Origin of the sequence: Actinomadura sp. KC06 (assembly GCF_004348735.1) — a bacterium.
In the GTDB taxonomy this organism is placed as follows: domain Bacteria; phylum Actinomycetota; class Actinomycetes; order Streptosporangiales; family Streptosporangiaceae; genus Spirillospora.
On the sequence record NZ_SMKT01000203.1, the window covers coordinates 1 to 12,823 of the forward strand.

The window sequence follows — 12,823 nt, forward strand, 5'->3', positions numbered from 1 at the left end:
GGGCGGGGGCGGAGGGGTGTGGTGTCGTAAGCGCCGGACGGCAGTGCGGAGACCAGGGCTGTGTCTATGAGGACGGTGCCGGGGTAGGCGGTGGACGTCAGGCGGGCGGCCAGGTTGACCGGGGTGCCGAAGACGTCGCCCAGCCGCTGGATCACTTCCCCGTAGGCGAGGCCGACGCGGACCTTGGGGAAGTCGGGGTCTTCGTTGAAGCGGTCCGCGATGCGGAGGCCGATCTCGGCGGCGGAGCGGGGGTCGGACGCGACGAACAGCACCTCGTCCCCGAGGGTCTTGACGACGCGGCCGCCGTGCTCGGCGATGATCTCCGCGGTCGTGACCTCGAAGCGCTCGATGAAGGCGGCGAGGGCGTCGCCGTCCAAGCGGCGGCTCAGCCGGGTGAAGGAGACGACGTCCGCGAAACCGGCGGCGAGGTGCGCGAGACCGGCGGCGGGGTCGGACTGCGCGCTGGCCGTCGTCGCGGCGGCGCGCATCCCGGCGGCGGTGAGCTGGCGGCGCCAGCCGTGCAGCAGGAGGCGCTCGAACGCCGGACGGAGCTCCTCGGTGGCGGCGAGGGCGGCGGCGACGAGGTCGGGCGTGATCGGCTCGTCGGACGGGAGCTCGCCGAGCCGCTGCAGCCAGACGTCCCCGAGCCAGCTTGCGAGCCGTCCCATCGTCTGGCCGACGGCGCGGGCGAGTTGGAGGACCATGTCCTCGTCCACCAGGTCGCTGCCGAGCAGGTCCTTGATCTCGCGGAGCGCGGCGACGTCGCCGTCGGTGAACGCGACCTCGTCGTCGGGCGGGGTCGGGAAGCCGAGCGCCTGCCAGATGCGGCGCGCGTAGTCGTCGGAGACGCCCGCGAGCGCCTCGACCTCTTTGCGCGTGTAGCGCAGGGGGCCGCCGAGGAGCGTCTCCTCGATGTCGTCCGCCATGTGACCCGCCCCTATGTGCCATTGATCAATGTCACAATGGTGCCGGAGTAGGATCACGGCGGTCAAGATGGATGAATCCGGCGGACGGGACATGGCCGAGTACCGAATCGACGACCTGGCGCGGCTGGCCGGGAGCACCGTGCGCAACATCCGCGCCTACCAGGACCGGGGACTGCTGCCGCCGCCCCGGCTCGAAGGCAGGGTCGGCCTCTACGGCGACGTGCACCTCGCGCGGCTCCGCCTGATCGGCCAGCTGCTCGGCCGCGGCTACACCTTCGCCGTCATCAAGGATCTGCTGACGGCGTGGGAGACCGGCAAGGACGTCGGCGAGGTCCTCGGGCTGGAGAAGGTGCTCACCGACCCGTGGTCGGACGAGATCCCCGGCACGGTCGGCTACGACGAGCTCGTCGCGATCTTCGGCGCCGGGCTGGACGAGGACGAGGCCGCCCGCCTGCGCGACCGGACGATCGAGATCGGGCTGATCGAACCGGACGGCGCCAAGTACCGGGTGCCGAGCCCGCGGCTGCTGCACGTCGGTGCCGAACTGGTCGCGGCGGGCGTCCCGCTCGACGCGGTGCTCGACATCGCCGCGCAGATCCGCGACGACTGCGACGTGATCGCGGACCGGTTCGTCGGCCTCGTCCGGGAGCACGTGTTCGACCGGCTGGAGGAGCGTCCCGCCGCGGACGGCGAGCAGGTCACCGAGGTCGCCGCCGTGGTGCGCCGGATGCGGCCGCTGGTGAAGATGGTCGTCGACCCGTTCATCGCGCGGGCGATGGAGGCCCGCGTCCAGGCGGCGCTCGGCGAGCACCTCGAATCGGTCAGGAACCAGCTCGACCCAGCGGCCGACCAGCCCGACCCAGGAGTCGGCTAGCCCGGCCCAGGGCTCGGCCAGCCATCAGAGGCCCGGGGCGACCAGCCGACAGAGGCCCGGGGCGACCAGGCGTCAGAGGAGTGTGGCGCCCCAGACGACCGTGACCGTGTGCGTCGCGCCATAGGAGTCGGTGAAGGTGAGCGTGCCCTTGCCGGGCAGCCCGATGATGGCCGTGCGCAGCGTCAGCGTCAGCCGGGCGGTGCCGTCCTCGGGCATGCCGCCGCGCGTCTCGGACAGGACGAGCTGCTTGGACGACGTCACCGCCGTCCACGACACGGGCCCGCTCTTGGCCGCGAGGCTGACCTGGGCGGTCTTCTTACCGTAGAGCTCGACCTTCGCCGGGGCGACGACGAGGACGCCGTGCTGGTCCGGCGCGTCGGACGAAGGCGGCGACGGGCTCGCCGGGACCTCCGGAGTCTTCTCCTCCGTCTGCGGGCCGACGGGCACGTTGCCGGGACCGCCCGGACCACCGCCGGGGCCCTGGGACGGCGGCCTGCCGTGGCGCGAGTCCGTCGGCGACTCATGCGTGATCGACGGCTGCGGATGCGTGTCGAACGGCGGCCAGTTGAGCGTGTCGCCGCTGATCCCGGGGCCCATGACGAACACGGCGGCGAACGCGGCGGCCAGCGCGCTCGCCATGCCGCCGCCGGTGTACAGCCACCGGCGCGTGAACGGCGAGGGCACGTCCGGCTGGCTCGGCAGGCCGGACGGCGTGAGCGCGCCGCCCCGCGCGGCGATGTCGGCCCGGTAGCCGGCGAGCTCGGGGTCGGTCGCGGTGTGCATGACGCGGTGGCGCAGCGCCGCGGGAAGCACCGGCGCGGGCGCCCGCTTGAGCAGCGCGGTCGCGGCCACCCGGCCGCGGCGGCGGCAGGCGGGGCAGTCGGCGGCGTGCCGGTCCGTGGCCGGGTCGTCGGGGACGCTCTCGGCGCGCCCGTGAAGCATCTGCCACAGCGCCTTCGCCCGCGTCTGCGGGCCGGGCGACTCGGGCTCCGGCTGCGCGGACTCCGGCGGTTCGGCCTCCGTCGGGTCGGACGGGTCGTCCTTGCGGGCCGGGGGACGGGCCGCGAGGACGGCGACCGCCGTGGGACGCGCCTCCTCCGGAGAGTCCGCCGATTCGGAAGCATCGCCGGACGCCGCGGCGTCGGAAGCGGCCTCGGAGGCCGCGGAGGCGGCCTCAGAAGCGGCGGCGCAGGCGCGGTTGGCGCGGTGGATCTCCTTCTGCAGCGCGACCTCGAGGTCCGTCCGCGACCTGCGCACCCGCAGGGCGGCACGGCGCGCGGACATGCCGAGCGTCGCGCCCAGCCGGGTGGGACGCAGCCCGTGCCGGAACGCCAGCAGCATGACCTCCTGCTCGACGGGCGCCAGCCGGGCGAGGCAGGCGCGCAGGAGACCGTGCAGTTCGTCCAGGGGCGGCCAGTCGGGGACGGGGTCGTCCGGCTCGCCGCGGTCGAGGAACGGGATCTCGGAGAAGTCGGCGTCCCGGTCCCAGTAGAGGTTCTTGGCCCGGCCGCGCCGGATGCAGCGGCGCCGGGCCGCCCCGTACAGCCAGGAGCTCAGCTGCAGGTGGTCGCGCATCCGCGGCGCGCGGCGCCCGGCGTCGATGAACGTGTCGTGGACGATGTCCGCCGCGACTTTCTCATCACCGGACATTGACAGGGCGTAGTCATAAACGCGCTCACCGTATTCGTCATAGAGCGCGGCGAGCGCGGCCTCGTCGCGGTCGTTCAGTCCCTTCACCAGTGTTCGGTCAGCCGTGTGCACGGAGGGGGACAACCTGGGCATTCACGCTCCCGGAACCGGCATGAGGCGTCCGTACCCATCGGGATCGTCCGGACATTCAGCCCACCTTGCATACACCCGCGAACCCCATCCGCACCACATGATGTACCGAAATCACCATTAAGGTGACCGCGGGGTGAGATGCCGCTTCTCTCCGTGATCACGCTATCAATGACTCAGCGTCAGAATCGAGTCAGCAGACCGCTTCCTGGGTGTTATCTTGGTACCATGGTAACAGTCGACCGGGTACAGACCGGCCTCCGCGTCGAGCGCAACGTCCTCAAGGTCCTGAAGGCCCTGGCCGAGTACCTGGACGTCTCGCTCGGCGACCTCGTCGAGGGCCTCGCCCTCCACGCCTTCGAGGGAAAATCGCCGTTCTCGCCCGAGACGCTCGGCAAGATCGAGCAACTCAAGTCCGTGTACGGGCTGACGCTCACCGCCGCCGACGCGCACGCTCTCACCGAGCGGACATGACATCGACCCGCCGCCGGCTCACCGGACACGTCCGCGTCCCACTCGCTCCGGACGAGGCCTTCGCCCTGTTCACCCCGAGAGGCGAGGAGCGCTGGGTGCACGGATGGCGCCCCCGCTTCCCAGCGGACGACGGCGCTGACGACACCGAGCCCGGAACGGTCTTCGAGACCGTCCACGACGGGGTCACCACGACTTGGGTGGTGCTAGCCCGCGACCCCGGCCGCCACATCTCCTACGCCCGCGTGACCCCAGGCCAACGCGCAGGCACGGTAACCGTCGACATCGCCAAGGACGGCACCGCCACAGTCACCTACGACCTAACCGCCCTCACTGACGAAGCCGTCCAAGACCTGGACGAGTTCGCCGCCACCTACCCCGCCTACCTCCACTCCTGGGAAAACGCCATCGCCACCTACCTGAACCAAAACCCCTAGCAGGGGGAATGCGAGTAGCCACCGCGCGCTCTCAGCCACTGCATGCCACCCAGCCGATGGCTCCCTCAGAGCCGCGCTCAGCGACACACCCCCAGCCGACGCGCCCCCCGATGACACCTTCCAGCCGACGCGCCCCGAAGGACACGTCGCAGCCGACGCGGCTTCTGCTGAGTCCTCGCAGCCAGCGCACTATCGACCGACCGCCCAGCGACGCACCCCGCGAAGACACGTCCCGCCAACGCGCCCCCCGAGGACACCTCGCAGCCGACGCGCCTCCAGAGACACGTCGCAGCCGACGCGGCTTCTGGTGAGTCCTCGCAGCCAGCGCACTTTCGACGGACTGTCCAGCGACGGGCCCCGCGAGCACACCTTCCGGCCAACGCATTTCCCGGCTCGAAGCACCCTGGCTGATGCGCCTCCGATTTGGTCGCTTCTGGTCGCAGTCGAGGTTTCGGACGCGAGGTCGGGACGGGTCCAGCGGAAATCGCGGCTGGATTAGCGCTGGTCGTCGAGGGCGTCGTCGTCGCGGAGTTTGGCCATGGCGCGGGAGACCGTGGACTTGACGGTTCCGACGCTGACACCGAGGGCTTCGGCGATCTCGCGTTCGGACATGTCCTCGTAGTAGCGGAGCATGACGGCAAGGCGCTGCCGTTCGGGGAGGCGGCGGAGGGCGCGGCCGAGCGCGTCGCGCATCTCGCTGCGGCCCGTGTGGTCGTCGACGGGTCGGTCGGGGATCTGGTCGGTCGGGTACACGTCCAGTTTCCGGCGCCGCCACCAGGAGATCTGCGTGTTGACCATGGCGCGGCGGACGTAGCCGTCGACGGCGGCGGGGTCCTCGATACGGTCCCAGGCGAGGTAGGTCTTGGCGAGCGCGGCCTGGAGGAGGTCCTCGGCCTCGGCGCGGTCGCTGGTCAGTTGGGTGGCGGCGCGGAGCAGCACGTTCCCGCGTTCCGCCACGTATTCGCGGAACTCCTCGTGCCGCGTCCCGTTCACGTCATCACCGGACCAGGGGTTGCGGAGCCGCCGCCACGGCGAACTCTCGGTATGGTCGACGATCGCACGCCGATCGTAATTTCGGGCCTACTCAAATTACTTATCCGGGTCAACCAGTGGATAATCTTCATCCCAGGTAGATCAAACGTCCTCCACCGGCTGACTTATCGCGACAAATCCGTCGACAGCGCGAGTCACCGCGCGTGACCCTTGACTCACTGTCCTAACACCAGTGGCCCAGTGTGATGATTCGATGCCGGAGCGCCGCGATGCCGCCAGCCCAAAGCCGTGGAGCGAGCCGCCGCCGGCTGCGCGCCTCCGTCCTCGGAACGCCCGCGGGCACCGGTCTCCCGGAACGCGCGGAACGTCCGCTGGACGCGGCGTCCGGGATCGTGCTCGACGCCAGCCCGCACCTGCTGGTGCTGGGCACGGCCGCGGGTGAAGCCCGCTTCGCGATGAGCGAGGCCACGCCGGTCTGGCACGGCGGGCGCGGGGGCCTCGCCGCGCTCCGTCCAGGCCGCAGCGTGGTCGTCAGGCCGAAGGAGGCAGGGCTCGTCGCCGATGGGACCGGCCGGGACGGGACGTCCCGGGGCGCCTCCATCGCCGACCGGATCTGGGTCGACATCGGCCGGGTCGCCGGCACGATCCTCGCGTGCGGGCGGGACGCCGTGGACGTGGACATGGGCCCGCACCGTGGACGCACCCGCGTGGTGATCCCGCCGCGCGCCCTCGAACGGGTCCTGGTGCGGCATCCGCGGCTGGAGCCCGGATACCTGATCGACGTGATCTGCGTCCGGTCTCCGGACGGGCCGCGGGCGGTGCATCCGGGCACGTCGCAGCCGGGTTACCGAGCGGACGACCTCGCCGCGCCGGAGGTCACCGCGCCGGTGCCCGAGGTGCTGCGCGGCACGGCGACGTGGTTCGGGGGCCTGGACGACCCGGCGACGAACCGGGCGGCTTGCCCGGTAACGAACGGGGCGGGCGCGGCGGACGGGGCGGACGGAGCGGCTTACCCGGCGGTCGACTCCGAGGGGGACGCCGGGGGATGCGCGGACGCCCCGTCCGGCTGCGTCGCCTTCCCGTACCTGTCGCTCGGCAGCGACGTCGTCGTCCACAACGAGTGCGGCGGGCGGGCCGCGCCGGTGCCGGTCGTCGAGTGCGGCTGCATGGCGGCCCGCTTCTGCGACCGCTGCGTGGACTGTGGCGCGTCGCCGCGCGGGCGGATCGTGGAGCTGACGCCCGCCGCGTTCGCAGGGCTCGGCGGCGACCTGGAGACGGGCTGCTTCAACGCGGCCGTCCGTCCGGGCGCGCCGTCCACGATGGCGGAAAGGACGGCGTCATGGTGACCGCGTTCCAGAACTCGCAGGTCCTGCTGCTGGCGGCCGTGCTGCTTGCGGCGTGCCTGGCGAAGCTGACGGTCCGGGAGCCGGCGGCGGACGCGTCCCACCATGTGCACGGTGTGCCGGTTCCGGCCGGGCTCGCGCGGCTGACTGCGCTGCGCGGCAGCCGGGGGATGGCGGTCGGGCTCGGGCTCGGCGAGGGCGTCCTCGGGCTGGCGCTGCTGGTGACGTCGCACCTGGGAGTGCGGCTGGCGACGACGGTGGCGTTCGCGGCGGCGACCTGGGTGGTGGGCGAGCTGCGGGTCCGCCGTCCGGACGCCGGTTGCGGGTGCTTCGGCGGGCTGAGCGCCAGGAAGGTGGAGCGGCGGAGCGTGCTGCGGGCGGTGCTGTTCACCGGGGCCGCGGTCGCGTCGCTCGGCGCCCCGCTCGCCGGACTGGACGTGCTGCTGGACGTCCAGGCGCAGGTCGGGCTGGTGCTCGCGGTGGAGCTGGCGCTGTTCGCCGCGCTGTCCCCGGAGCTGTCGGCGCTGGTGGAGCGGCGCGGGCTGCCGCACTGCACGGTGCGTCCGGCGATGCCGTGCGAGCGGCGGCGCAGCCCGATCGAGGAGACCTACGCGACGCTCTACGACAGCCCCGCGTGGATCGAGCACGAGAACGTCGTCGCGAGCGCCGTGCCGCTGGACGTGTGGCGCGAGGGCTGCTGGCGGTTCGTGGTCTTCCCGGCCCGGGTGGACGAACAGGACGTCGAGATCGTGTTCGCCGTGTCGACCGCCGAACGCGACAGAACCGTCCGATCAGCCCTGGTCGCACCAACCCCCACCCCAGCCCTGGCGCCGGGCATGGCCCCGGCTTCGGACGCGGACCTGGACCTGGACGCGGGCCCGGCCTTGGATCCGGGCTTGGTATCAGATGCGGGCATGGCCGGGAGGTCGCGGGGTTACCAGCTGCCTTCGGTGTCGTCGTCGGGGGGCGCGTCTTCGTAGGTTCCGAACTCGTCTTCTTGACGGGCGACGGTTCTGTCTTCGTCGGGGAGGCGGTAGCGCATGGCGCCGCCCATGTCGGTCGGGGACTCGTCCTCGCCGTAGACGTAGCCGTCCTCCTGGACGGGTGGACGTCCGCCCTGGTCCTGCTGCATGGACGACGACTCGTCGTCGCGGGCGAACTCGCTGTTCAGGTCCTGGCCGCGGAACCGGGCGTCGCGTCCCATGTTTCCCCCAATATCCGTCTTGGTTCGGACACGTGGCACGCACGGTCTTACCCAGCCGGCCCCGCGCATGCGCCGGCGTGCCCGCTCTTCCCTTCTCTAGAGCTTTCTACGAAAAACCTTAGATATTCATAGAAAGAACGAGAGGGCATGCGAGCAGAATCTACGGCTTTCTACGGCCGCCGCTAGAAAGCTGAATATTCACCGGACGACACGACTCCATGCGTCTTTCTATCCTTCTCTAGCGAAAAGGCTAGAGAAGGATATGGAGCCGAAGCGTCCGGTCGGGTCAGGCTGGTTGGGAACGGAGGAACTGGCCGAAGTGCGGGACGGTGAACGCGACCATGCCGCGTTCGGCGCTGTAGATGAGGCCCTTCTTGATGAGCCCGTCGCGGGCGGGCGACAGGCTGGACGGCTTGCGGCCGAGCTCGTCCGCGACCGAGGACGTGGGCACCGGGTCGTCGCCGAGCATGGCCATGGCGCGCATGTAGTCGCGTTCGGCCGGGGTGGCGCGCTCGTAGCGGCTGCCGAAGAAGCCGACCGCGAGCTCGCTTTCCGCCTCCGGCGCGGCGACCTTGATGTCGTCGGCGGTGATCGGGGTGTCGGGCGCGACGTCCCAGACGACCTTGGCGTACGCCTGGACGAAGTAGGGGTAGCCGTCGGCCGCGCCGTACAGCGCGTCGAGCGCGTCCTTGGTGAACGTGACCTCCTCCCGCTCGGCGGGGACCAGCAGGGCGTGGTCGGCGGACTCGCGGTCGAGCCGGTCGATGCGGGCGTAGCGGAACAGCCGCTCGGAGTAGGACTTGCTGGCGGACAGGACGGCCGGCAGGTGCGGCAGCCCGGCGCCGACCACGATCAGCGGGCCGCCGACCTGCGACAGCTCGTGGCACGCGGCGCACAGCGCGGAGACGTCGTCGGCGGGGATGTCCTGCATCTCGTCCACGAACAGCGCGATCCCGGCGCCGACGTCGGTCGCGACGGACGCGGCGTCCACGAACAGCTCGGTGAGGTCGATCTCCAGGTCGCCGGAGTCGGCGCGCCCGCGCGTGGCGGGCACGTCGATGCCGGGCTGCCAGCGGTGCGCCCGTGCCTTGCTCTTGCCGGACGGCTCGGGCTCCGACTGCGCGAACGCCTTGAGCACGCCGAGAAAGTCTTCGATGCGGTCGGGGGCGCGGTGCCGGGGCGCCAGCTCCCGGACGGCCCGGTGCAGCGCGGACGCGACCGGCCGCCGGATCGACTGGTCGGGCCGGGCCTCGATCTTGCCCGTCCCCCACAACCGCTGGATCGCCATCGACCGGAACGCGTTGAGCAGCACGGTCTTGCCCACCCCGCGCAGCCCGGTGACGATCATGCTGCGTTCGGGCCGCCCGCGGGCGACCCGTTCGAGCACCACCTCGAACTGCTTGAGCTCACGGTCGCGGCCGGCAAGCTCCGGGGGGCGCTGACCGGCACCGGGGGCGTAGGGATTGCGCACGGGGTCCACGCTCTCGGACTCTATGAGGCGATATAGCTGCGGCCGTAGATTTGCGTAGAAACCGCTACGGCGTGTCGCGTGCTCCCGCCGCCGCCCGCAGTGCGCCTGGACGTCCTGCCTGGTGGCAACAGTCGCCGCCATGACGCCTCCCCGGCGAGCGTGTACGAACGAACGTCGAACCTCTGTTCGACTATTCGAACACACTAGCGCATGCGTCCTCCCCCGTCACCCGAGCCCCGGGAACTCCCGCGACCGATTCGGAGCGACGGCGCCCCCGGCCCACGTCGCCGCAGGTCAGGCCAGCGGTTCGTCGGCGGACGACTGGTGCGGGACCTTCTCGGCGGGGATGGTGCCCATCCGTCCGGCCTGGAAGTCGTCGAACGCCTGGACGATCTCCTCGCGGGTGTTCATCACGAACGGCCCGTACCGCGCGATCGGCTCCCTGATCGGCAGGCCGCCGAGGATGAGGATCTCCCACCCGTTCGCACTGCCCGCGGGCTGGCCGTCGGCCGCGCGGACGACGAGCCCGTCCCCCGTGCCCTGGTTGTGCGAGCCCGCGAAGAGCGCGAGCTGCCCCTCGTCCAGCGGTGCCTCCTCGACTCCGGCCGTTCCGCGCCCGGACAGGACGTACACCAGCGCGTTGAACTCGCGCGGCCAGGGAAGCGCCAGCCGCGCGCCCGGCGCGACGGTCGCGTGCAGGTAGTTGATCGGCGTGTAGGTGACGCCGGGGCCGTCGTATCCGGCGACCGACCCGGCGATGACGCGGACGAGGGACGAGCCGTCATCGGCGGCCAGCAGCTTCACGTCCCGCGCCTCGATGTCCTGGTAGCGCGGCGGCACCCACTTCTGGGCGCGCGGCAGGTTCACCCAGAGCTGGATGCCGTGGAAGAGCCCGCCCTTGGCGACTAGCTCGGGCGGCGGCTGCTCGATGTGCTGGATCCCGGACGCGGCCGTCATCCACTGGGTGGCGCCGTCCGCGATGAGGCCGCCGCCGCCAGTGGTGTCCTGGTGCTGGAACGCGCCGTCGATGATGTAGGTCACGGTCTCGAATCCGCGATGCGGATGCCACGGCGTGCCCTTCGCCTCGCCCGGCGCGTACTCGACGGCGCCCATGTGGTCGAGGAGCAGGAACGGGTCGGCCAGGGACAGGTCGACGCCCGGGAACGGGCGCCTGACCTGGAAGCCCTCGCCCTCCAGGTGGCGCGCCGCGGTCACGGTCCTCGCGACGCGGCGCCAGCCGGTCTCGGCCTCCGGCAGGACCGGCAGGCGGGGCAGGGTCAGCGGGTCGGCCATCACGGCGGGCATGGGGTCCTCCGATCGTTGGGGTGCCCGTCCGCGGTCGGGCGGCGCACACCCGCGGCAACCTAGTTGATGCTTCAACTATTCCCCCGGGCAGACGCCGGAGGCCTCCTGCTAACGTGAAGATAGTGCACATTAGTTGAACCTTCAACCTGTGATCTATACTTGCCGGTATGACCGAACCTCGCTGGCTCGATGCCGCCCAGCAGCGCGATTGGCGGGCATACGTGGACGGCAGCGTCCGGCTCACCGAGATCATGGACCGCGATCTGAAGTCGCGGCACGGGCTGTCGGTGTCGGAGTACGAGATCCTCGTCCGGCTGTCCGAGGCGCCGGAGCGGCAGCTGCGCATGGCGGAGCTCGCCGAGAACGCCAGCCAGTCCCGCAGCCGGCTGTCGCACACCTGCTCCCGCCTTGAGTCGAAGGGCCTGGTCAAGCGGGACAGCTGCCCCAACGACAAGCGCGGCGTCTACGCGCAGCTGACCGAGCAGGGCTTCGCCGCGCTGGAGCGCGCCGCCCGCGACCACGTCGAGACCGTCCGGACGTACTTCATCGACGTGATCGAGCCCCAGGACCTCGAGGCCGTCGGACGCGCCTTCGCCCTCGTCCTCAAACGCCTCGGCCCCACCACCTGACCCCGCGGCGCGACCTATAGACCCCCGCGGCGCGCCTACAGCGGGCGCGCCTACAGCGGGACGGTGACGCCGGTGAGGAAGCCGACCGATACCAAGGTCAGGAACACCCAGGCGAGCATCATGCCGTAGCCGAACATCCGCCACCGTCCGCCGACCTTCCACACCAGCAGGCCGCCGAGCCCGAACGCCAGCACGAGCAGCGTGATGAACTGCGGCAGCAGGCTCGGCCTGCGGCTCGTCATCAGCGGCGCGTACATCATCACGGCGTCGATGAGCAGGAACATGCCGAACCCCGCCGCCAGCGCCTTGACGTCGCGGCCGAGGAAGGCGCGGGCGCGCTCCGCGAAGAGCTGGGCCCGGTCCGGTCGCAGCTTCGCGCCCGCCGCCTCGTCGACCTCCACGTCATGCGCCACGTCGTGCGCCACTCCGAAGATCTCGTCTTCGAGGCTTGGGAGGTCCCTCTCCTGAGGTTCCGCCATCCCGGCTCCCCTGGGGCCGGACACCGCCGGACGACATGCCCGGCGGACGGATGAGGATCACGGCCCGTCCGTCCCGGCCCCTTTCCGGCGGGCGCGCCGTCAAACGCACGGTAGCGAATCCGGGGTGGCACGCGCAGCCCACCGGAACGTGCCATGCTGGAAAGATGCCAGGTAGAGGGCCTCTTCGCGCCGCGGCTTTGCTCGCCGCGCTGTTCACGGCGGCGTCCGTCGCGGCCGGTTGTGGCCGCGACTCCGACGGCTCGGACGAGACGTCCCCGCCGACGGCGCGGCCCACCGCGACAGGCACGGCACCGGCGTCGCCCGCCGGGTTCCAGGCGAAGATCGGAAAGGTCACCGCCGGGGACCTGCCGCACTCGTGGCGCCGGGGCTGCCCCGTCCCGCCGTCCGGCCTGCGAATGATCGAGATGACCTACTGGGGCATGGACGACAAGCCGCACGCGGGCGGGCGGCTCGTCGTCAACGCCAAAGAGGCCGAGGACCTGGTCACGGTGTTCGAGAAGCTGTACGACATGCGCTACCCGATCGAGCGCATGGAGCCGGTCGACAAGTACAAGGGCAGCGATTTCCAGTCGATCGAGGCCAACAACACCTCGGCGTTCAACTGCCGCGCGGCGACCGGGTCGAGCTCGTTCTCCCAGCACGCCTACGGCCTCGCGATCGACATCAACCCGTGCCAGAACCCGTACGTCTACGCGGACGGGCACATCGCCCACCCCGACTGCGAGAAGTACAAGAACCGCCGGAACGACGACCCCGGCGTCATCCACGCCGGGGACAAGGTCGTCAAGGCGTTCGACTCGATCGGCTGGGGCTGGGGCGGCGAATGGAGCGGCGCCAAGGACTACCAGCACTTCTCGAAGTCAGGCCGCTGAGCAGGGGGCTGGGTGGGGC

General features: G+C 71.3%; 14 protein-coding genes. 7 read left to right on the forward strand and 7 right to left on the reverse strand.

The features are described 5' to 3' along the window. The coding region (locus E1287_RS37775) for an adenylate/guanylate cyclase domain-containing protein (RefSeq protein ID WP_131970089.1) at positions 1-926 on the reverse strand (926 nt) is incomplete at its 3' end. Between the two features lie 91 nt (positions 927-1,017). On the opposite strand from E1287_RS37775, the gene E1287_RS37780 reads away from it, so the two are divergent. Further along, a complete protein-coding gene (locus tag E1287_RS37780) occupies positions 1,018-1,800 on the forward strand; it encodes a MerR family transcriptional regulator (RefSeq protein WP_131970090.1) in 783 nt (260 codons plus the stop codon). A gap of 72 nt (positions 1,801-1,872) precedes the next feature. On the opposite strand, the gene E1287_RS37785 is transcribed toward E1287_RS37780, so the two are convergent. Continuing rightward, positions 1,873-3,537 carry a sigma-70 family RNA polymerase sigma factor gene (locus tag E1287_RS37785; RefSeq protein ID WP_165969401.1) on the reverse strand — a complete coding sequence of 555 codons (1,665 nt, stop codon included), beginning with the start codon at positions 3,535-3,537 and terminating at the stop codon, positions 1,873-1,875. A gap of 270 nt (positions 3,538-3,807) precedes the next feature. Between E1287_RS37785 and E1287_RS37790 the strand changes: the two genes are divergently transcribed. Then, complete coding sequence (locus E1287_RS37790) at positions 3,808-4,053, forward strand: hypothetical protein (protein WP_131970092.1); 246 nt, start codon at positions 3,808-3,810, stop codon at positions 4,051-4,053. After that, positions 4,050-4,487 carry an SRPBCC family protein gene (locus tag E1287_RS37795; protein ID WP_131970093.1) on the forward strand — a complete coding sequence of 146 codons (438 nt, stop codon included), beginning with the start codon at positions 4,050-4,052 and terminating at the stop codon, positions 4,485-4,487. The genes E1287_RS37790 and E1287_RS37795 overlap by 4 nt, the downstream gene beginning before the upstream one ends. A gap of 495 nt (positions 4,488-4,982) precedes the next feature. Here E1287_RS37795 and E1287_RS37800 read toward each other — a convergent pair whose 3' ends face one another. Continuing rightward, the gene (locus tag E1287_RS37800; protein ID WP_131970094.1) at positions 4,983-5,480 is read right to left on the reverse strand and encodes a SigE family RNA polymerase sigma factor; all 498 of its coding nucleotides are present in this window, start codon (positions 5,478-5,480) and stop codon (positions 4,983-4,985) included. A gap of 269 nt (positions 5,481-5,749) precedes the next feature. Between E1287_RS37800 and E1287_RS37805 the strand changes: the two genes are divergently transcribed. Further along, positions 5,750-6,826, forward strand: coding sequence for a hypothetical protein (locus E1287_RS37805; RefSeq protein ID WP_131970095.1), 1,077 nt, complete (start codon positions 5,750-5,752; stop codon positions 6,824-6,826). Beyond that, positions 6,820-7,803, forward strand: a complete 984-nt coding sequence (locus tag E1287_RS37810) for a MauE/DoxX family redox-associated membrane protein (protein WP_207934698.1) — start codon at positions 6,820-6,822, stop codon at positions 7,801-7,803. The genes E1287_RS37805 and E1287_RS37810 overlap by 7 nt, the downstream gene beginning before the upstream one ends. On the opposite strand, the gene E1287_RS37815 is transcribed toward E1287_RS37810, so the two are convergent. From E1287_RS37815 to E1287_RS37825, 3 genes are all read right to left on the reverse strand, one after another. Beyond that, a complete protein-coding gene (locus E1287_RS37815) occupies positions 7,758-8,027 on the reverse strand; it encodes a hypothetical protein (RefSeq protein ID WP_131970096.1) in 270 nt (89 codons plus the stop codon). The genes E1287_RS37810 and E1287_RS37815 overlap by 46 nt on opposite strands. Before the next feature lie 286 nt (positions 8,028-8,313). After that, positions 8,314-9,507 carry an ATP-binding protein gene (locus tag E1287_RS37820; RefSeq protein WP_131970097.1) on the reverse strand — a complete coding sequence of 398 codons (1,194 nt, stop codon included), beginning with the start codon at positions 9,505-9,507 and terminating at the stop codon, positions 8,314-8,316. Between the two features lie 285 nt (positions 9,508-9,792). Then, on the reverse strand, positions 9,793-10,803 hold the full coding sequence (locus tag E1287_RS37825) for a pirin family protein (RefSeq protein ID WP_131970098.1): 1,011 nt from the start codon (positions 10,801-10,803) through the stop codon (positions 9,793-9,795). Positions 10,804-10,970: 167 nt separating this feature from the next. On the opposite strand from E1287_RS37825, the gene E1287_RS37830 reads away from it, so the two are divergent. After that, positions 10,971-11,432 carry a MarR family transcriptional regulator gene (locus tag E1287_RS37830; RefSeq protein WP_131970099.1) on the forward strand — a complete coding sequence of 154 codons (462 nt, stop codon included), beginning with the start codon at positions 10,971-10,973 and terminating at the stop codon, positions 11,430-11,432. A gap of 50 nt (positions 11,433-11,482) precedes the next feature. Here the strand turns inward: E1287_RS37830 and E1287_RS37835 are convergent, their stop codons facing one another. Further along, positions 11,483-11,911, reverse strand: coding sequence for a hypothetical protein (locus E1287_RS37835; protein ID WP_131970100.1), 429 nt, complete (start codon positions 11,909-11,911; stop codon positions 11,483-11,485). A 164-nt stretch (positions 11,912-12,075) separates the two neighbouring features. Here E1287_RS37835 and E1287_RS37840 point away from each other — a divergent pair, with 164 nt between their 5' ends. Then, a complete protein-coding gene (locus E1287_RS37840) occupies positions 12,076-12,804 on the forward strand; it encodes a M15 family metallopeptidase (RefSeq protein ID WP_131970101.1) in 729 nt (242 codons plus the stop codon). Positions 12,805-12,823 lie beyond the last annotated feature (19 nt).